The organism is Lutispora saccharofermentans, assembly GCF_024363565.1.
Classification (GTDB): Bacteria; Bacillota; Clostridia; order Lutisporales; family Lutisporaceae; genus Lutispora; species Lutispora saccharofermentans.
Genome location: NZ_JAJEKE010000002.1, coordinates 345,605 through 365,103, shown reverse-complemented (window position 1 = coordinate 365,103; position 19,499 = coordinate 345,605). Strand labels below are relative to the sequence as shown.

The window sequence follows — 19,499 nt, the reverse complement described above, 5'->3', positions numbered from 1 at the left end:
GGAGCCTGAATCTTTAAGAACCACCGTTCGGAAGAGATACGTCAACCACATTCGTACCCCTCAGATAACCTTCAAAGCCGAAGGTCCAGCCTTGCCCCATCAACGGATTTATATCATCTCTCGAATTATATGTCCTGGATATGTTGACCATAAAGCCGGGAGCCAGGATGCTTAGGTCATTGCAGGTAAAGGAGTAGTTTCCCGATGCAGGGTTTACTCCGCTTTCGCCGTAGTGCATCCTTTCCTTTATCCTGGCAAGCTGGTCCTGGGTATACCAGGTGTCTTCATTTCCTCCCTGCTGCCCCCCGGGCACTGTGCCATCATCATTTCCGGGCCCCATATATGTGTCCGCCGCCGGCTTTACATTGGTTAGTGCCGCATTTGCATTGACCCTGCCTCCTGTGCTGACTTTGCCGGCAAGGTTCGTACAGGGCACTACATTGTCCTTTATCCTCTGGGCTACCTGGGCATATGTGAGATTTGGAAATTGGCTTTTGACCAAAGCAGCAGTACCTGTGACAAAAGGCGCAGATGCTGAGGTGCCTGATTGATAATCAAAGGTATTTCCCGGTGTGGTGCTAAGTATATTTATCCCCGGTGCTGCTACATGTATTTTGCTTCCATAGCTAGAGTATGGAGAGAGCACTCCATTGCTGTCTATGGATGCCACTGAGAGCACATTGGGTATATCAAAGCATGCAGGATATACAGGGGACATAGATACATCCGCTGCCCTATTGCCTCCTGCACACACGAAGAGAATCCCGCTATTCACCATGGTATCCTTTAAGGCAAAGTTATTATCTGTCCCTCCGAAGCTGCAGTTTATGATCTTGACCCCTGCAGCCATGGCATATTCGATGGCATCTATGGCATCACAGGTATAGCCCCAGTTTCCATGTATGAATTTTAGGGGCAGGATCTTCACATTCGGAGCCACACCCGTAACACCGTCGGCATTTGACATGGCTGCTATTATCCCCGCCACATGAGTGCCGTGAAGGTCGAGGCTCGGTGAGTCATATACAGTGTTGTCCGCATTTATGAAGTCCCATCCCTTTACATCATCTATATACCCGTTCTTGTCATCATCTATTCCGTTGTTTGGGATTTCTTTTGTATTAACATATATGGAATCCTTAAGATCATTATGGTTTATGTCAATGCCCGTATCCAGCACCCCAATGACAACATTGGATGATCCTTTTGTAATATTCCATGCATTTGCCGCATTGATATCTACACCGGATCTTCCGAACTTTCCTTCCACTTCCTGCCCTGTGTTTTGAAGCCCCCATTGCTCGGTAAACCTGGCATCGGTCGGCAGCGCCATTATTTCAAGCTTGTAGTTTGGTTGTGCGTATTCTATATTAGGATCTTTTTTCAGCTCTTCGATAACCTTATCTATGTCTGAATTTTTATCTATCGAGATCAAGTCAAGCTTTGCACTTTTATATTGTTTTTTTACCTCCAGCTTTGGCAGGTTCATTTTGATTTTTATACTGTCCTTAATTTTTTTCTCATCAGCATTTTTCTTATATTTTACTAATATCTCGCTTTTTTCTCTTTCATTATTTTCAACATTGATTTTTCCATCTCCCGGTATGTCTTTTGCTGCAGCATAAGAAAAACTGAAAAGGCTAAAAACTATCAAAGCTATCATCAGTAATTTTGATGTATGTGAATTAATCCTCTTCATCATAATCTCCTTCCATACTGATATCATTTTGTTGCATCTTGATATTTGCTAATTGATACTATATGTGATAGTAGATTGTCCTTCCCGTTTTGCTTTGAATCTGATGCTGTTCACAGCTCCGGACCATACCTCCCAGGTTTGGGCGGCACCCGCCTTTTTGAACACTATTGTTCCCGGTGTGAATTGGGTGATGGTTATGTCCGTTCCCGTTATAACTCCGGTATTCAAATCTGTCCTTGGAGTCATGGCGCACAGGTCTATCACCTCAAAGTCATCCACATTGTATGTTACTGTAAAGGTATAATTGTTCAGATCTTGTATATGTGCTGCCGATAGTATTAAATTCACATCTTCTTCTTGAAGGCTGTCTATGACATATATCTGTACCGTACTCTTTGTCTTTATATTTTTTATTTCGCTCCACATGCTGTATCCGCCTACATTCCTTGCCCTTACCCTGTAGTTGTGCTCTGTCTCCGGTATCAAGCCACTGTGGAGGTAGCTTGTACTGTTTCCGCCATCAACTATTACCCCGTCTACTTCTACTTCATAGGCTTCTGCTCCGTTGACTTTATCCCATGATACCAGTATGGAGCTTGTTGTTGATGATACCGCTACATTTGTGGGCATCTCCGGGTTCTGCGACAGCGTGGATACTTTAAAGCTGCTGCTCCAATCTCCTATTTTGATTCATATTTTGCCCTCACTTTATATGAATGTTCTGTCCCCTGGACCAGTGAGTTATGGAGATAGCTTGTATCTGCTATATCTTCAATAATTTGTCCGTCTATCTCTATGTCATATGCTATTGCTTCATCCATAGGATTCCACATCAGATAGACGGAGGTCCTTCTGGCCAGCCCTGATATATGAGGCGTATTGAAGCCATTAAAGAATGTGGACTTTGTAAGCTTTTCGCTCCAGTTGCTCGAGCCATTTTGTCCAATAGCCCTTACTCTCATAGTGTGCTGCGTATTTGGCAGAAGTCCTGTGGATTCGTATTCTGCCGTACGTATATCCGATATTATGGAGCCGTCGAATTCTAGATCATAGGATGCAGCTTCGTATACCTCTTCCCATACCGTTTTTATTGAGTTTTCCGTCACTGTCGCAGTAAAGTCTTTTGGACTGGGAAGCACATATGTTGTAATATTTAATATCTGGCTCCATTCGCTTGTTTTTTCTTCATTCTTCGCCCTGATCCTATAGCTGTGCTCTGAGCTTGGCAGCAGTCCTTCATGGATACAGATAGTCTCCATCCCGTTATCCATTACTACTCCGTCAATCTCTAATTCATAGCTTGTTGCATCCGCTACAGGGTCCCATGTAAGTATTACAAATGTGTCGTCCGCATCTGCCCTGAAGTTCATCGGTGTGCCGAATGCTTCTATAAGGGTTGTGGATATCACTGCTGCACTCCAGTCTGATATCACAGAGTTTTTCTTTGCTCTCACTCTATACATATGCTGGGTGTCAGGTATCAGATTTTTGTGAATATATGTTGTATTTGCTCCATTATCTATCCTTATGCCGTCTACTTCCACTTCATAGCCTGTAGCCCCATCGACGGCACTCCATGTAACTTTTATCTGGTTATATGACGGCTCTGCTTTTAGGTTCACCGGTACCGGCGTTGAGTCTACCAGTGTCGTAGTGGCAACAGGGCTGCTCCAATCGCTTTTGTCTCCTGCATTGACGCTTCTGACCCTGTATGTATGATTGGTTCCGGGGGTCAAACTTCCATGTATATAGTTTGTATTGGGGCCATTGTTCACCTGTACTCCGTCTACTTCTATATCATAGCCTGTCGCTCCGGGCACATTGTTCCATGTTACTGTGACTGAAGTGCTTTGTGGAATCGCTTTTATATTTGCAGGCACCTCGGGCTTGCTCGGCAAGGTCGACTTTGATATTGGCGCGCTGAAGCTTCCCGGCCCTCCTGCATTTTTGCCTCTTACCCTATATGTGTGAGGTGTCCCCGGGTAGAGATTTGTATGGGTGAATGTAGTGCTTGTCCCCCTGTCGATTATTACTCCATCTGCTTCTATATCATATCCTGTCGCTGTGGCCGCTCCTTCCCAGGATACGGTTATGGTCTTGTCTGTAGCTGTAGCTATTATATTGGCCGGTGCAGCAGGCGGAGCGATCAAGGTCGTACCGCTTACACCAGAGCTTTGCGTTGTTTCTACGCCGTCTCCGTTTTTGGCTTTGACCTGGAAAGTATATGCCGTACTTGGGCTTAACCCTTTTACTGTTATCTTCTTGCCTGAGAGTGTTATCCATACGGGCGATGATGTCAATGTTCCTTCCGGCGTCACATATTTTGTATTGTTATTTAAGCTTATCTGATATTGGGTTGCAGCCGGATTCCCGTCTGTTACCGATACATCCAGCGTGTACGAGGTAGGATTGTTTACTGTCACCTTTGAAGGCACTTCTGCCTTTGTGTATATATTTTGGGTCTTTTTTGCTATATGTGCTTTTATATCTCTTGCTTCGAAGGTTGCTGTGTATTGAGTATTAGGTGAAAGCCCCGTCTGTGTATATGTTGTTGCAGTAACCCATGAGGTTGCTGCTTTTGTAGATACTGTATATTTGTATGGATATGGGTCCATGCCTGCTATGCTGTCCGTTGCAGTTCCTGATATCGTAATGCCTGTCATCGTGGAAGAAAAGGTTACGGTGCCCAAAGTCGGCGGTGTCTTGTCCACTTTAAAAGCCACCGAAGCTGTCACAGCGGCTGCTTTGCCGTCGCTTACCTCAAATTTCATGGTATGGTTTCCTTCTGTTAAGGTCCCTATATTAATAGAATTAAAGTTTACTGTTTTAGCTGTCTTGGTACTCGTAGCCATCTTCGTATCTCTTGGTGTGGTCTCTGCATCGATATAATATTTGCATGTCAAGGTATCATCATCAGGGTCAGATACGGATATAGAAGGGACAAAAGCAGTATCTGCTTCAGATAATGGACTATTAGATGTAGGTTGGGTTATGGTTAGGGTAGGTGATTGATTTTTTAATTGCCTTATGACTTTTAAATAAGCTCTAACTCCATATTCGTTTCCTCTCATACTGTGTTCAGTGCAAGTTACACGCGTGACTTGAAAGTTATAATCATACTTATCAAAATCATAGCTGCTATCTAGATTTACAGAAGTATTGGCCGTACCTGAATACTTAACAGATTCACCAGAACTTCCTCGTTTTTTTATTATTGCTTGTCCATATATTTCTACATCTACATAATAAACACCGTTTGTTCTGTGTATTCTTGGCCCGCTAATTACGGTTGCGCTTAGTTCGGGTGAATACCATTTTGAACTTTCATAATTGCCAGTATAAAAAACGCTTCCCCAGTGGGTTTGTATATCTTGACTCCAGTCATCGGCCTCAACCTCATCTATCCACAGCTGTAGAAAATGTTTATTAGATGAAGATTTTTTGCCAATTCTTGTATGAATATTTATACTTCATTATTTCTTAGAAAATTTCCATTTTTATTTCTTTAAAAGCGTCTCTTTTATACGATAAATTGCTGCAGTATCAATATTATTATGATTTAATGGGTGGTGCTGCATATCTTTATACAAGTCAGTAGTATCGATATGTGTATAGATTTCAGTTGTTCTAAGGTTTTCGTGTCCTGCTATTGATTTTAGCTTTAAAAGCTCCATACCGCTTGCATATAGCAAGGTAAAACAAGTGTGTCTCAGCTTATGCACGGATAGCCCTTTGCGATAGATGCCGGTTTTTTTTGCTAACCTTATAAACAAATCTTGTACCCCTCTTTCGCTGAATGGCAAACCGTACTTGTTTAGAAATACAATGTTTGTTTCTTCTTTTGGCACGCGCCCATGCATATTATTGGCTTTATATATATTGGAGTCATTTATGTAATCTTTTAAAGCATTTTCTGCCCTTTCGGGCAGCGGCACCGTTCTTTCTTTGCTGCCTTTACCATAGAAGATTACTGTATGATTTCTATAGTTTATTTGATCAAGCCGCAAATGCTGCAATTCAGAAAGCCTTGCCCCGGTCAGCAAGAATAGTGAAAATATGGCATAATCTCTGACGACATTATTAGATAGCAGCTTGATGCCGAGCAAAAAATTTTCAGCTTCATCAACTGTCAGGTATGTAGGTAAAGTTTTAGGAAGCTTAGGCTTTTTTATTTCCAGCATTATATTTTCATAGTTTTTTATCTTTTTTTGTTCAACCAGATATGTATAGAAGGATTTTAGCGCAGATATTTTCAAGCTGATCGTTGATATTTGGTTTCTTTTTACATCCTTTAGATAGATCAAATATCTCTTAACTGTTTCTGTTTTGATATCCGGAATAGTGATTTCATCGAAGTTTTCTACATTTGTTACATATGAAGTGAAACAATAAAGACAGTTCGTATATGTAGTTACAGTTTTCTTGCTTAAGTTTTTTTCGATAGACAGATGATACCCAAAGTTTTTGATTTCTTTTTCCATAATTGCCCCCCCCAAATCGATTAATAATATACATATCCAATATAACACACAGGGTAATTATGGTTTTTAAATATATAATTTATAAGTTTTTGTCGATTTAAAGCTCGTAATGAAATGAGCAAATACAATTTTCGATATACTAATATTTTCTATATAAATCATTATTTACCTTTATATACCGTTCACCATTTTTCAACATATTATTCCTTTTATTTACATACCTATTTAATGCTTATATTTTGAACTTGACATTGACTTTATCACTGAACTAACCCGCTCTAAGACCCCGCCTCTATAGGCGTCGGTTGCCAAGAGCGGCTAAGTCCAGTGCCCCAGGGCAGCCTCTCTTGCCCCTGTGGGGCAATTCACCTTCTATGGACTCGACTAACATTCAGTGGGAATTGAATCCCCCCTGAATGAAGTCTCGTTCAACTTTGTTGATATTTTTTATTAGATGGATTAATATATAATAAATTAGAAATGTTTAACAAGGAGGCGCAACTATGAATTTTAGAGAATTTTTAGCCAATCTTCAATCTATCAGAGATTATGAAGAAAGCAGTGTAGAAAGCATTGTTCTCGGCGATATTAAAGCATATTTGGGCGAGATAAATACTACTGTCGGCAGAGAAAAAGGCTTTTCATTCATATTGTTTGAAAATGGTTCTGAAGTTTTTAAAAAGCTTGAAGGTGTGGGCGGTTACAGCGGTGTAATGATCAAAAGCCCATATTATATAGGTCTTTCCCTGGCAAATGAAAAGCTTGAAACCGAGTTTTTAGGCGCATATTTTATGCAGTCCATAGTAAAAAAGCTATTTGAAACGGATTTGGGAAGCTGCTGGATAAATATAAGGAATGTGCCCTCCGAAGTAAAAGCTGATATCTTGAAGGATAATAAAAACAATATAAACTACTTGCTAGCCTTTGGTAAAGTAGATGAAAAAGCCCTGAAGCAAAAAGCACCGTCTATGTTTGTACAGAATGTCTCTTCATCATACAAGACAGATCCTTATGGAACTCAGGTCATCGGGACCACCGGCCTTGATAACGCAAGGCTTGGAGTAGGTGAAGTCGTTTATATGCATGAATGGGGAAATGAGGCTTCCTATGAGGAATTGGAGACCAGAGGCATTGCAGATTTATTCTTATATGTTAGAAATGCTCCCTCTTATAAGAATATTCAGCCCTGCCGCTTCATACTGAAGGACGGGGAAGCATATTTGGCCATCCTCAACCCGGAAAATAAAGAAAACTATGTGGATGCAGGCATAATGATGTATACGGCGGAAGGCCTGGCCAAGGACCTGGGGATTCCGGGAAAATGGAGCTTCTTTGAAGACAGAGCCGATAGTAAGGAATACAGCATCATAGCCAAAATAGAGCTTTAAAAATAGCAGGCCCAAGCCTGCTATTTTCAATATCCTGTATAATCTTTTTTATAAATTACCATTCTGGATGTATTATTGTTTTCTTTCTCTGAAACGTAATACTTATCTTCTCTCAAGCCGCAGGACCAGCAGCAATATTCTGCCCTCATGTTATCCTGTTTGATGACCATCTTGACTGCGTCCAGGTTTAGATCCTCAAAGCAATGCTTTACTGCTGCTTTCAGCGCATCCTTGCCATAGCCTTTCCCTGTGTATATCTTTTCTCCGATAAGCATATCAAGGTTTGCAGTATTATCATTTGCTATTTCTATCGAAAGTTTGCCTATGGATATGCTGTCTTTTGTATTTATAGTATACAGTTCAATATTGTCATCAGGCTTGCAAAGCAGCTGCTTCAACATTGATTCTTCATCCGTCAGGCATTTATGATAATTCTGACATACCAAAGGGTCACATGCCCACGCATGCAACATCTTCAAGTCCTCCTGGGTCATCGGGATAAGGACAGATTTCTGACCGATAATATTATTGTCCACAATAATAGGCCTCCATATCATAATAATGCATTTGCTTCAAATATAGCTCAAATAATCATGAAAAATATCCTCATAGTTAATATTATCCTATATGCTGCTACTTTTCAACTATCCATACCGCTATATTATGCCAAATATATTATTATGCTGCCATTTCCCTCAATCCTTAGAAATAATGATATCTAAATGCCTCTTTCCTTCCTCTATGGCTTCCAGAACCCTTTTTGGCGAAGGCCCTCCAGCCGTATTCCTTCTCAGCACACAGCTTTCCATGCTTATATATTCGTATATATCCGATTCGAAAGAGGGGTTGAAGGTCTTAAGCTCTTCCAGGCTTAAATCTTCCAAGGCTTTTTTATTTTTGATGCAATAATTGACCATGCCGCCTATGGCTTCATGGGCATCCCTGAAGGCAACTCCCTTATATACCAGGTAATCAGCGGCATCCGTCGCATTGAGGAATCCGCCTTTGAGCTTTTCTTTTATCTTTTCCTTATTAAAGGTTATGGTATCAAACATAGGTATGAATACAGCTATGCAGTTCTTTACCGTATCAGCCGCATCAAAAGCGGCTTCCTTGTCTTCCTGCATATCCTTATTATAGGCCAGAGGCAACGCCTTCATGATCGTGAGCATAGCCATCAAATCCCCGTATACTCTTCCTGTTTTGCCTCTGATAAGCTCAGCCACATCGGGATTTTTCTTCTGGGGCATTATGCTGCTGCCCGTGCTCATGGAGTCATCCATTTCTATATATCCGAATTCATGGCTGTTCCATAGCACGAGCTCTTCGCAGAACCTGCTCAAATGCATCATAAGTATAGAACAGCCGCTTATGAATTCTATGACAAAGTCTCTGTCTCCCACTGCATCCATGGAGTTGCCGCTGATGCTGCCGAAGCCCAGCTCCTTTGCTACCATCTCCCTATCCAGGTCGTAGGTGGTGCCGGCCAGCGCGCCGCTGCCCAAAGGCATTACATCCGTCCTCCCATAGCAATCATGGAATCTATTCATATCCCGGCAGAACATATGGAAATAAGCCATCAAATGATGGCCTAAGGTTATAGGCTGGGCTTTTTGCATATGGGTATATCCGGGCATTATGAGCTCAGCGTTTTCTTCTGCTTTCTTTAAAAGCAGGCTGCAGAGCTCTTTGATCAGATATATTATTTCATCCATCTCTTCCTTCAGATACATCCTGAAATCCAATGCCACCTGATCGTTTCTGCTCCTTCCGGTATGCAGCTTCTTGCCTACCTGGCCGATCTTTTCTATGAGGAGGCTTTCAATATTCATATGAATATCCTCAGCCTCCTGCTTAAATTCCACCTTGCCTGCCTCGATATCCGCCAATATTTCAGCCAGCCCCTTGATGATGGTTTCTGCGTCCTTCTGGCCGATTATTCCTTTATATCCAAGCATCCCGGCATGGGCTATGCTTCCCTTTATGTCCTGCTTATACATTCTGTAATCAAACTTTATGGAATTTTGAAAGGAATCTACAATCTCATTGGTATTCTTTTCAAATCTGCCGCCCCATAATTTCATATAGCCTTTTTGCTTGAAGCTTCAAGCATTTCCTCCATGTTTTTCTTGTTCATCAAAGCTCTTACGGTTAAAGGGAGCCCGAATAGATTTATGAAGCCCTCCGAATCTTTCTGATTATATACCTCATCTTCTCCGAATGTGGCAAAGTCCTTGTTGTATAAGGAATACGGGGACTTGGAGCCTACACTGGAGCATAAGCCTTTATAAAGCTTAAGCTTCACGACCCCTGTGACGCACTCCTGAGTAGAGTCTACAAAGGCATCCAGGGCTTCCTTTAAGGGTGTGAACCAAAGGCCGTCATATACCAATTGGGCATACTTCTGAGCTGCCATATCCTTAAACTGCATGGTGTTCCTGTCTAATGTCAGGTACTCCAATTCCTTGTGAGCCGTATACAGCAAAGTGCCTCCGGGAGTTTCATATACGCCCCTGGATTTCATGCCCACAAGCCTGTTCTCCACCATGTCCGATATACCTATCCCATTCTCTCCGCCTATCTTGTTCAGCTTCTCCAATAATGCTACAGGGTCATAAAATACGCCGTTTATTGATACGGGTATGCCTTTTTTAAATCCTATTTCCACATAGCTGGGTTTATCCGGTGCTTTCTCCGGCGGTGTTGTCATCAGATACATGTCGGCAGGATGCTCGTTCCAGGTATCCTCCAGGTCTCCGCCCTCATGGCTCAGGTGCCATAGGTTCCTGTCCATACTGTACGGCTTCGCCTTAGTAACAGGAACCGGTATTCCTCTTTTTTCGGCGTAATCTATCGCATCTTCCCTGGATTTTATGTCCCATATCCTCCATGGAGCTATTATTTTAATATCCGGTCTCATCGATTTTATCGAAAGTTCAAATCGAACCTGATCGTTGCCTTTTCCTGTACAGCCGTGAGCTATGTATTCAGCCCCTTCTTTTTCGGCTGCTTCAACCAGCTTCTTTGCAATCAACGGCCTTGCAAAGGAAGTGCCCAACAGGTATTTGCCTTCATAGACAGCACCTGCTTTGAGAGTGGGAAATATATAATTCTCCACAAACTCCTTCTTTACATCCTCTACATAAACTTTTGATGCTCCGCTCTTTATAGCTTTTTCTTTTACTATATTTGTTTCGTCGCCCTGGCCCACATCAATACAGCAGGCAATGACCTCCAGGTCATAGTTTTCCTTTAACCATGGTATAATGACCGAAGTATCTAAACCGCCCGAATAAGCCAGGATTACTTTTTTCTTTGACACTTTCATGATATCTACTCCCTATTTTTAAAATTAATTATAATTATAACGAATTTAGTATATTTATGCAAGTACATTTCATAAATTTCCTATTATTTTTTATGTATATGCATCGATATTAAATAATTTTTCCATTGCAGATATCAAGCATCTCTTTTATTTCAAGTGTTTTAAGCCATTATCCGGTCTTTCTTGCATATTGTTTGTGCATATGTATGAGCAAATGCCAGGCTAATATATTCACATTTTTAGTATACTTATTAATGCAGCATCCAAACAGACGCTTGACAAAAAGTTTTATTTAAATTATTCTTTTAGTATAGTATATTTTCCTGGAGGAATATCATGGTTAAAGTCACTAAAATGTTGAAAGATCACGGTTTTAAGGTAACACCGCAAAGGTTGGCTATATATAATGCTTTAAAGGAAACAAAAGCGCATCCCGGAGCTGAAGCGATTTATAACAAACTGCTCCCCATGTACCCTACCATGAGCCTGGCTACAGTATACAAATCCTTAGAAGTATTCAAAAGCATCGGTTTGGTCCAGGAGCTTAACCTTGGGGAGGGAAGCTTCAGATATGATGCCAACACTACACAGCATCCTCATATACATTGCTTAAAATGCGGCAGAGTAGATGATGTCAATGACGACATGATATATGACTTATTGGATAATGTTAAGGCAAGAACCGGCTATACCCTCGTAAAGCAGCAGCTTTATTTCTACGGCTATTGCCCTCACTGTCAGCAGACCCATTAAAAGCGCAGAATAAAACCCTGTCAGATCACGTTCTGACAGGGTTTTTTAGCGTTGATTTTACTTGCGATACTGATTGGAGCTTGTTGTGCTGACTGCTAAAAATAAGCTATTGCAGCAAGGATTGATCAAGCGCAATTCTTACGGCTTTCAGGAGCTTGTTCACTATATATGATGACTCTTCCATACCTTCAATGCTGGTTATCTCCTGAGTTTTTATTATTTTCTCTATCACTTTAGCCGTTTCATCCTTTAGTTCCTTGCGAGCCGACAGGTACTCCTGCGGAAATTCCAATATTTCTATATCCTTGATCTTATTCTTTTTTATTGTAACCTCCACTTGAATATTCCCTTTATCCGTTTTCTCATTGCCTATGTATTTCCCATCTTTATATTGCAAATAAATGAAGCTGTTTGAGGATGCCGCAGGTTCTTCTCTATTTCTCATTAAGTGTGTCAGCGCAATAATTGCTAAAATAAGGACAACAATAATCAGTGCATAAATCATCACTCTTTTTCTGGTCAGCAATATAATTTTATGTTTAATAAAAATCCCTCCCATCTAACTCTATCTCTTATATAAGTTATTATGGAAGGGCTTAATATATGCATACAATATGTTATTTTACACTACTGAATTTGTCCATTTGCCGCAGCGGTCTCCCCACATCGCCATGGTCCTTCCGGCCATCTGGACCTTTATTACCTCGCAGGAATTATCGCAGCCGCCGCATATAAAGCTGGTGGGGGTAAATTCCAGATCTGCACATTCAAAGCCTCTGAAGCTTGTGCCCTTACCGGACCTTTCAACGTGCTCCTTGGCCAAAATCGCCGCCCCTACAGCTCCCATGACATTGAAGTTTGGCGGCACGATGACCTCATGGCCAAGCTCTCTTTCAAAGGCAGCGACTATACCTTTGTTGGCGGCCACTCCGCCTTGAAAGACATAGGGCGGCTCTAATTTTTTGCCTCTGCCTAGATTATTGATATAGTTTCTCACCAGGGCTTCGCATAGCCCATTGATTATTTCTGCTTTAGAAAAACCATACTGCTGCTTTGCTATCATATCCGATTCCGCAAATACTGTGCAGCGTCCTGCGATTCGCACATTTTTTTGGGCCGTCAAAGCCAAATCCCCGAAATCCTCAATGGGAATTCCAAGCCTCTCCGACTGATGCTCTAAAAAGGAGCCTGTACCTGCCGCACATACAGTATTCATCGCAAAATCGGTGACCATTCCGTCCCTTAGAAATATTATCTTGGAATCTTGTCCCCCTATTTCAAATATGGTTCTGGTTTCCGGAACAAGCGTTATGGTTGCAGTCGCATGAGCAGTTATTTCATTTTTTATCACATCGGCGCCCACCATTATTCCGGTAAGCTGCCTGCCGCTGCCCGTGGTCCCCATTCCCAGGACTTCGATCTCTTTATTGAATTCATTATTTAAATTCCTTAAACCGCATCTTGCAGCTTCTATGGGCTGCCCATTGGTCCTCAGATACTGAACCGAGACAATATTCCCCTCTACATCCAAAGCAACTACATTGGTACTGACGGAACCTACGTCAATACCTACGAACACTCTCTCCATATGCTTCCTCCATCATGCAATTTTTGTCCTTTTAAAATTTCTTATAAGATCCATAAAGGCTTCCAGCCTGGTCAAGGTATTGGCAGCCCCGGTTTGTTCATCGATAGACAAGGTTATGACCGGAATATTATGCTCTTTGCTGATGGCCGGTATTATGCTCTGGCTTATAAGCTCCGGCAAGCAAGCAAAAGGCATAAGGTGGACTACCCCGTCAAAGCCTCTTTCGGCATAATCTACAATATGGCCCACGGTTTGTTTTGCATGGCCGCCTATGATCTCCTGTATATATTTTTCACCCTTTTTCAAAATTTCCAGCTCATGGGCTTTGGCCGAAGCCCCCGGTATCAGATTGAAATCTATCCACTGAGAAAGATATTGGGATCTCTCCACTTCTGCGCCGAGGTTTCCCAGCATCTCTTCTATCCTCAAATTGATGGATTGCTCCATTACAACATAAATTTCGCCTACTATACCTATCCTGATCCTATCAGCCTCGGAAACCTCAATAAGCTTTATGCCGTCCAAAAGCTTATTGCTTTCCGCCTCAGCCTTGTGCACGTCTTCAACATTCTTAACCTCATCGAACCATTTTTTTATGGTTCCCCATGCTTTGGTGCACTCGCCTTTGCTCACTTCATAGGCTCTCATTCTCTCAATTCTTTTCTCTATATCATCCAGGGCTTTAGCCATGGAATACACTGTTTTAATGGCTCGCCACAGATACAGCCATGATTTGCCGTTTTTTATCTTGAACACCTTTTTAATTGTTCCCCAAACATCCCTTTTGTAATCATCAAATATTATTATATCCACATCGTAGTTCAGATTTTTTAATATCTTCTTGTGGGTCTCTCCGTAGAAACCGGCTCTGCAAGGCCCATGTCCCCCGGATGTGACCAGGGTTTCGGCTCCCAGCTCAACGGCTTCTATATAGCTCCCAAGGACAACCTTGAGAGGAAAGCAGGCAAACTCCGGGCTGTATTTTACACCCAGATCAATGGTTCTCTGAGTAGGCTCAGGAGGCTCAATGACATCATGTCCTAAAAGCTCTAAAAGTTTTTTATAGATCACTGTGGTTCCCATGTAGGGAAACGCAACTTTCATGGTTTATGCCTCCTTCTTAGCCTTTAACTTTTTTCTGTAGATCATATCTATAAACGCCTCAATTCGTGTTTGAAGGTGATTCTCTCCTGTATGCTCATCCACTCTGATGGTCATGAAGGGCTTGCCGTATTCACTGGAATCCAGCTCCATAAGCTTCCCTATCAATGAGTCCGGCCCGCAGCCGAAGGCTGTGACATGGATGATGCCGTCTATATCATCATCCTTAAGAAATCTATAGCCAGATGCAAGGAGCTTGTTGGAAAATGTCCAAAAAAGCCTTTTCTTCATATCCGTCAATTCTTTGTCCAGCAATTCTTCGTCCATCATCTCAAAGGTTATGACCCTGACATTCATTTCTCTCAGCCTGTCTACTATTCCCATGCTTACAAATTCATCATACACATCATATACATAGCCCATAAGCCCTATCGTGACCTTATAGGCTTCCATAGGCTTATCAGACTTCTTCCCCGTCTCAACATAATCCAAAGCCTCCAAAGCAGTATAGCCTTTTTGGGATATCCTTCTGAACTCTTCCCAGGATTTTTGCCCATCCAGAAGAGCATCCTTTATCTGCTTGTGTGATACGCCCAGAGCTTCTCCCATCTCCGAGTATATATGGACATCCGAAATATCATCGGACGATGACGCAATCTTGGGAAAGAGAATCCTGTCCTGAGCCCCCGGCAAGCTATATCTGACCATGTCGGGAAGCCCCATGAATTTAGGGCAAAAAAATTCACCCTTCCTTATGTTCATCATCCTGGGCACAAAAAGATAGTCTACCCCTGCATCCAGAAGCTCCAGAACATGACCGTTGAATATCTTGATGGGAACGCATATTTCAGGCACCGAGGCCTTGATTCCCCTATCGATAAGCTCTTTAGTGGTCTTCCCTGATGTAACTACCTCAAAACCCAGTTTTTCAAAAAATGTTTTCCATAAAGGGTGATAATAATAATATAATAGCGCTCTTGGGATGCCTATCTTCAAGGAAGTTAACCCCCTTCTAAATACAATATATATCAATTCTATACTTTGATTTATAAAACTACCAACTTTGATTAGGACTGATATCATGACAAATATTGTTTGTTGCGCTTCTAATGATAAATGGCATAATTGTTGCTCTCTTTATTGCAATATAATGCAAGCACGCTATACATATCAAGGCATTTTTGTTGAGTTCTTAAAAAATGTTAAGAGATTAATTCTGTATAATCGTTTTGATCTGGCGGGCTATCCTCACTCCAAGCAAAGATGACAGGGCAGCCGAAAGCATGTCGGTCGGCATGAAGATCAATGCACCTGTCCAGACGGCCTTTGCCAGCGGTATGGACCTGCCAAGGTAAACATTGACTATAAGGTACATATAGGTGACACCTATGGCATATACCAGCAGCAAGCTCAAAGACATAACTCCTAGAACCTTTATAAAGCTCATATCGCCTTTCATCTTTTCAGCGGCTTTTCCAATAATATAGGCAGCAGCTGTGAAGCCTACCAGATATCCAAAGGTTGGGGACAATATATATCCTATACCTCCTCCTTTTGTGAAAACAGGCAATCCTATAAGCCCTAAAATAACATATACGGCTACGCTGATGCTGCCGAGCCTGGACCCCAGCAGCAGGCCGGATAATGCAACGAACATCCACTGCATGGTAAAGGGCACTATGGGCGATGGTATTGTGATCTTGGAGCCTATCGTGATAAGAGCAACAAAGAGGGATACCAGAGTGATTTCTTTTGTTGTAAATTTCAAATTGACCATCCTTTCTATTGTTAACCGTTCCATTTTAAGATTTGATTTTACTGCGATAACTCATTTTTAGCAGGTCTGTTGTGCTAACTGATAACGATTGCGAAAGCTTCGGGACTAAGACTTTGTAAGCTTGTATAGGGTTGCGTCAAAACTCGCATGTAGTGTTTGTCATTACTGTTAAAACTCAAGTAAGTTATTAAGTTTTCTGATTTAACAGCATATAGGCTCAAACAGTTGACGCAACTTTTCCTATACTTCGCTAACAAACTCTAAGCCCCTTCACAACGCATTCTTTTATCAGTCAGTACAACTTAAGGTGAATTGCTCCGCAGAAGCAAGATAAGATGCCCTGGGGCAAGCTTAATTAGTGTTTTTGCAGTGGAATCAAGTTTACATTATGAGAATACGACTTTAGTTTAGATTTGTCAACTCTCATTTTTATTTTGGTTAACAATAGAAAGCATCAACTCCTCATCTTTTCTGCTTCCATGCTTATAATAGATATGCCCTCCCATATCCTGTCGATATCTGAAGCTGCAAAGCTCATTCTGATATGGTCCTGTCCCCTGCCGTCGTTATAATAAAATGTGCCCGGTGAAAAAATCACCTTTTTTTCTTTGCATCTTTCGTAAAGCTCTTGTGAATTGATCGCTTCGGGAAGCTTTATCCATAGGTTCAAGCCCCCCTTAGGCTCAAAGAAGCTGACCCCCCTCATGCACTTTTTTATTGCTCTTACCATTTCCAGGTACCTTACGCTAAATTCTTTTCTTAAATATGAAATATGTTTATCCAATATACCCTTTTCGATATATTTGCATAATATCCTCTGCATCAGGCCTGAAGTAGAAATATCAGAGGCTATTTTGGCATCGGCGGCCTTCTTTCTGATGTCCTCAGGCACTATCATATATGCCAGGCGGAAACCGGGCATGAAAATTTTAGAGAAGCTTTTCAGATAAATGACCCGCTCATTGCTGTCATAAGCCTTTACGGGCAAAAGCCTGGAATCCGTATAGTTCAAATCTCCGGAGTAATCATCCTCCAGTATTCTGAAGTCATGCTTCCGGGCCAAAAGCAGCATATACCTCTTCTTCCTCTCCGAATATATGCTGCCCGTCGGATTGTGGAAATTAGGCATAGTGTAGAACAAAACAGGCTTAAACAGCTTAACGAGCCTTTCCAGCTCCTTTATGCCGGGACCGTCCTCGCTGATCGGCACCTCCACCAGCTTTGCCCCCCTTGATTTGAAAGCTGCCAGGGCACCGCTGTAGGTCGGGGACTCTACAAAGACACAATCTCCGCTTCTGACCAAAGCCTTGGAAATGATATCTATACCTTGCTGGGCTCCGGATACCACATAAACATCATCGGGGCTGCAGTTGATGCCGTATCCTTTGGCATAACCCGCGAGAGCATCCCTTAATGGTGTATACCCCATGCTCTTTTGATACATGAATGCTTTGGCCCCGTCCTCTTCCAGGACCTCATTCATCACCCGGCGAAAATCCTTTATGGAAAACAATTTGGGGTCCGGAGACGATATGGAAAAATCTATGTATTCCTCATCATATTCAAGCTCCATATCAAGCTCGCCGGGTTCAAAATACATGGCCGGCTCGGCACTTAACAGCAAATCCTCTCCTTTTGGTATCACAAAAGTCCCGCTGCCCTCCTTTTTATAGACCAGCCTCTCCTTCTCCAGCATATTATAAGCATTTATAACCGTAATGGAATTCACCTCCAGAGCCTTGGACAGCGCCCTTATTGAAGGCAGCTTGCTGTTGCCCTCTAGGGCATCCCTTATTATAAGCGCTCGTATCTGCTCATAAATCTGAAAATATGCAGCTTCATCCTTGTTTTTATCTATTCTCAAATCCAATGACATATTATTACCCTTTCTAAGCTTGTATCGATACAATTTTATCACAAGATTCAATTATTTCAAACTCTGTTGAGCAATAATGATATAACAAAAAGCAGCATTATTCGCTAATGCTGCTCTTCTTTATATCATCACTTAATATCATCACTTATGCTTTTATTCCAGTTCATGTATAGACACGGTTCTCGTATGGAGAGTATGGCTCCATTCCTTGTTGTTCTTCATGATCACGCCCTGAATGGATATAGGAATCCATGTCAGGCAGTACAGCACATAAGTCGGATAGTACAGGAACAATTTGTAGCTGAACTTCTTGTCTATAAGGAGACCTGCAGGTATCAGCAGAAACTGTATCATCCCAAAGGCTTTGAAAAAGTTGGGAAAGACACTGGCAGTAAATATGAACATCTCATTATCAAAAACATAAGCGTTCACAAATGGTACCGCAAACATCAAACCGCCCATTATTATCATATACGGCTGAAGGGTATAAAGGGCACAATCGAGTAAAGCAAAGCTTCTATCCTTCACAGCCTTTACCAAAAGCTTCATGAAGTATCTGGAGCATACATCCGCAAAGCCCTGCATCCATCTTCTCCTTTGCTTCCATGACTGAGCCATCGTAAGAGGTTTCTCATCATATACTACGGCATCATGAGCCCAGCCGACCCTTATTCCGTTGAGCATGAGCTTCATGGTGAATTCCAGATCTTCTACCAGGCAGGTTGCCTCCCAGCCTATCTTTTTCAATATATCTACATCAACACAAAATCCCGTGCCGCCTATCTGGCAGCTCAAGCCCAGGTATTCCCTGGCACATTGGAAGAGCCTGTTGGAAGACCAGAAAGCCATGGAATAGCTGCAAGTAATCCAGGAATCCTCGGGATTCTTGCTGTCGATATAGCCCTGAAGTACCTTATGACCTTCACAAAGCTTATTGTTCATTTCCCTCAAGAAATTTTTGGATACAAGATTATCCGCATCAAATATCACTACAGCATCATAATCCGAATCTTTTTTATACAATATCTCTTTGAAAGCCCACTGCAGAGCAAAGCCTTTGCCTCTTTTTTCATTATTTGTCCTGACCAGCACATTGGCTCCCCCGGCTGCGGCAATATCCGCCGTGTCGTCAGTGCAATTATCGGCAATGACAAACACATCATAGCCATCCGCCGGGTAATTCAACTGCTTCAGATTTTCCACTATATTTCCTATTACTCTCTCTTCATTGTGAGCAGGTATGAATACGGCAAATCTCTTCAATGGCAGATAATTCCTCGTAGGCTTTCTGTTAAATTTCTCTACTATGCCATATATTGAAGTTGAAAAATAATATAATCCGTATACTACGGCAAGAACCTGCAGCACAACAAATACAAAATGCAATGTATCCTTTAACATATTATGCCCCCTGTATTCAGTCTTTCAAAACCAAGTTATATAATAACACTTTCCTTAAAATTGTAAAATGGCTCAGAAAAACGCTATTATAGATATCCGCTTTATTA

Annotated in this window: 16 protein-coding genes; 2 read left to right on the top strand and 14 right to left on the bottom strand. The window is 41.8% G+C overall.

The annotated features are described in order from the left end of the window. Positions 1-13 precede the first annotated feature (13 nt). From LJD61_RS04560 to LJD61_RS04545, 4 genes are all read right to left on the bottom strand, one after another. On the bottom strand, positions 14-1,699 hold the full coding sequence (locus LJD61_RS04560) for a S8 family serine peptidase (RefSeq protein ID WP_255226328.1): 1,686 nt from the start codon (positions 1,697-1,699) through the stop codon (positions 14-16). A 48-nt stretch (positions 1,700-1,747) separates the two neighbouring features. Further along, positions 1,748-2,329 carry a fibronectin type III domain-containing protein gene (locus LJD61_RS04555; protein ID WP_255226327.1) on the bottom strand — a complete coding sequence of 194 codons (582 nt, stop codon included), beginning with the start codon at positions 2,327-2,329 and terminating at the stop codon, positions 1,748-1,750. 50 nt (positions 2,330-2,379) lie between these two features. Beyond that, complete coding sequence (locus LJD61_RS04550; RefSeq protein ID WP_255226326.1) at positions 2,380-4,770, bottom strand: fibronectin type III domain-containing protein; 2,391 nt, start codon at positions 4,768-4,770, stop codon at positions 2,380-2,382. A 426-nt stretch (positions 4,771-5,196) separates the two neighbouring features. After that, positions 5,197-6,180 (bottom strand): tyrosine-type recombinase/integrase, encoded by a 984-nt coding sequence (locus tag LJD61_RS04545; protein WP_255226325.1) that lies wholly within the window; start codon positions 6,178-6,180, stop codon positions 5,197-5,199. Between the two features lie 503 nt (positions 6,181-6,683). On the opposite strand from LJD61_RS04545, the gene LJD61_RS04540 reads away from it, so the two are divergent. After that, positions 6,684-7,568: a nitroreductase family protein gene (locus LJD61_RS04540; RefSeq protein ID WP_255226324.1), complete on the top strand. Its 885-nt coding sequence runs from the start codon at positions 6,684-6,686 to the stop codon at positions 7,566-7,568. Between the two features lie 26 nt (positions 7,569-7,594). On the opposite strand, the gene LJD61_RS04535 is transcribed toward LJD61_RS04540, so the two are convergent. From LJD61_RS04535 to LJD61_RS04525, 3 genes are all read right to left on the bottom strand, one after another. Next, positions 7,595-8,104, bottom strand: a complete 510-nt coding sequence (locus tag LJD61_RS04535; RefSeq protein ID WP_255226323.1) for a GNAT family N-acetyltransferase — start codon at positions 8,102-8,104, stop codon at positions 7,595-7,597. Positions 8,105-8,263: 159 nt separating this feature from the next. Then, a complete protein-coding gene (argH, locus tag LJD61_RS04530; protein ID WP_255226322.1) occupies positions 8,264-9,652 on the bottom strand; it encodes an argininosuccinate lyase in 1,389 nt (462 codons plus the stop codon). Beyond that, a complete protein-coding gene (locus LJD61_RS04525; protein ID WP_255226321.1) occupies positions 9,649-10,896 on the bottom strand; it encodes an argininosuccinate synthase in 1,248 nt (415 codons plus the stop codon). Before LJD61_RS04525 ends, argH begins: the two co-directional genes overlap by 4 nt. Positions 10,897-11,232: 336 nt before the next feature. Between LJD61_RS04525 and LJD61_RS04520 the strand changes: the two genes are divergently transcribed. Beyond that, a complete protein-coding gene (locus LJD61_RS04520; protein ID WP_255226320.1) occupies positions 11,233-11,649 on the top strand; it encodes a transcriptional regulator PerR in 417 nt (138 codons plus the stop codon). Positions 11,650-11,755: 106 nt separating this feature from the next. On the opposite strand, the gene LJD61_RS04515 is transcribed toward LJD61_RS04520, so the two are convergent. The 7 genes from LJD61_RS04515 to LJD61_RS04485 form a co-directional block, all read right to left on the bottom strand. Then, positions 11,756-12,208 carry an FMN-binding protein gene (locus LJD61_RS04515; protein ID WP_255226319.1) on the bottom strand — a complete coding sequence of 151 codons (453 nt, stop codon included), beginning with the start codon at positions 12,206-12,208 and terminating at the stop codon, positions 11,756-11,758. Positions 12,209-12,271: 63 nt separating this feature from the next. Continuing rightward, the gene (locus tag LJD61_RS04510) at positions 12,272-13,237 is read right to left on the bottom strand and encodes an acyl-CoA dehydratase activase (protein WP_255226318.1); all 966 of its coding nucleotides are present in this window, start codon (positions 13,235-13,237) and stop codon (positions 12,272-12,274) included. 12 nt (positions 13,238-13,249) lie between these two features. Beyond that, positions 13,250-14,341, bottom strand: coding sequence for a CoA protein activase (locus LJD61_RS04505; protein WP_255226317.1), 1,092 nt, complete (start codon positions 14,339-14,341; stop codon positions 13,250-13,252). A 3-nt stretch (positions 14,342-14,344) separates the two neighbouring features. Next, positions 14,345-15,334 (bottom strand): acyl-CoA dehydratase activase-related protein, encoded by a 990-nt coding sequence (locus LJD61_RS04500; protein ID WP_255226316.1) that lies wholly within the window; start codon positions 15,332-15,334, stop codon positions 14,345-14,347. A gap of 214 nt (positions 15,335-15,548) precedes the next feature. Continuing rightward, positions 15,549-16,115: a biotin transporter BioY gene (locus LJD61_RS04495; RefSeq protein WP_255226424.1), complete on the bottom strand. Its 567-nt coding sequence runs from the start codon at positions 16,113-16,115 to the stop codon at positions 15,549-15,551. 454 nt (positions 16,116-16,569) lie between these two features. Beyond that, on the bottom strand, positions 16,570-17,991 hold the full coding sequence (gene pdxR, locus LJD61_RS04490) for a MocR-like pyridoxine biosynthesis transcription factor PdxR (protein ID WP_255226315.1): 1,422 nt from the start codon (positions 17,989-17,991) through the stop codon (positions 16,570-16,572). Between the two features lie 153 nt (positions 17,992-18,144). Continuing rightward, positions 18,145-19,392: a glycosyltransferase family 2 protein gene (locus LJD61_RS04485; RefSeq protein WP_255226314.1), complete on the bottom strand. Its 1,248-nt coding sequence runs from the start codon at positions 19,390-19,392 to the stop codon at positions 18,145-18,147. Between the last annotated feature and the right edge of the window lie 107 nt (positions 19,393-19,499).

What these genes read in the sequence shown, in the direction of transcription:
- LJD61_RS04510 (WP_255226318.1), bottom strand. Translation starts at nt 13,237, where the DNA reads ATGGAGAGAGTGTTCGTAGGTATTGACGTAGGTTCCGTCAGTACCAAT.
- LJD61_RS04495 (WP_255226424.1), bottom strand. Translation starts at nt 16,115, where the DNA reads ATGGTCAATTTGAAATTTACAACAAAAGAAATCACTCTGGTATCCCTC.
- LJD61_RS04505 (WP_255226317.1), bottom strand. Translation starts at nt 14,341, where the DNA reads ATGAAAGTTGCGTTTCCCTACATGGGAACCACAGTGATCTATAAAAAA.
- LJD61_RS04555 (WP_255226327.1), bottom strand. Translation starts at nt 2,329, where the DNA reads ATGCCCACAAATGTAGCGGTATCATCAACAACAAGCTCCATACTGGTA.
- LJD61_RS04485 (WP_255226314.1), bottom strand. Translation starts at nt 19,392, where the DNA reads ATGTTAAAGGATACATTGCATTTTGTATTTGTTGTGCTGCAGGTTCTT.
- LJD61_RS04560 (WP_255226328.1), bottom strand. Translation starts at nt 1,699, where the DNA reads ATGAAGAGGATTAATTCACATACATCAAAATTACTGATGATAGCTTTG.
- LJD61_RS04545 (WP_255226325.1), bottom strand. Translation starts at nt 6,180, where the DNA reads ATGGAAAAAGAAATCAAAAACTTTGGGTATCATCTGTCTATCGAAAAA.
- LJD61_RS04550 (WP_255226326.1), bottom strand. Translation starts at nt 4,770, where the DNA reads ATGAGAGGAAACGAATATGGAGTTAGAGCTTATTTAAAAGTCATAAGG.
- LJD61_RS04520 (WP_255226320.1), top strand. Translation starts at nt 11,233, where the DNA reads ATGGTTAAAGTCACTAAAATGTTGAAAGATCACGGTTTTAAGGTAACA.
- pdxR (WP_255226315.1), bottom strand. Translation starts at nt 17,991, where the DNA reads ATGTCATTGGATTTGAGAATAGATAAAAACAAGGATGAAGCTGCATAT.
- argH (WP_255226322.1), bottom strand. Translation starts at nt 9,652, where the DNA reads ATGAAATTATGGGGCGGCAGATTTGAAAAGAATACCAATGAGATTGTA.
- LJD61_RS04515 (WP_255226319.1), bottom strand. Translation starts at nt 12,208, where the DNA reads ATGGGAGGGATTTTTATTAAACATAAAATTATATTGCTGACCAGAAAA.
- LJD61_RS04525 (WP_255226321.1), bottom strand. Translation starts at nt 10,896, where the DNA reads ATGAAAGTGTCAAAGAAAAAAGTAATCCTGGCTTATTCGGGCGGTTTA.
- LJD61_RS04540 (WP_255226324.1), top strand. Translation starts at nt 6,684, where the DNA reads ATGAATTTTAGAGAATTTTTAGCCAATCTTCAATCTATCAGAGATTAT.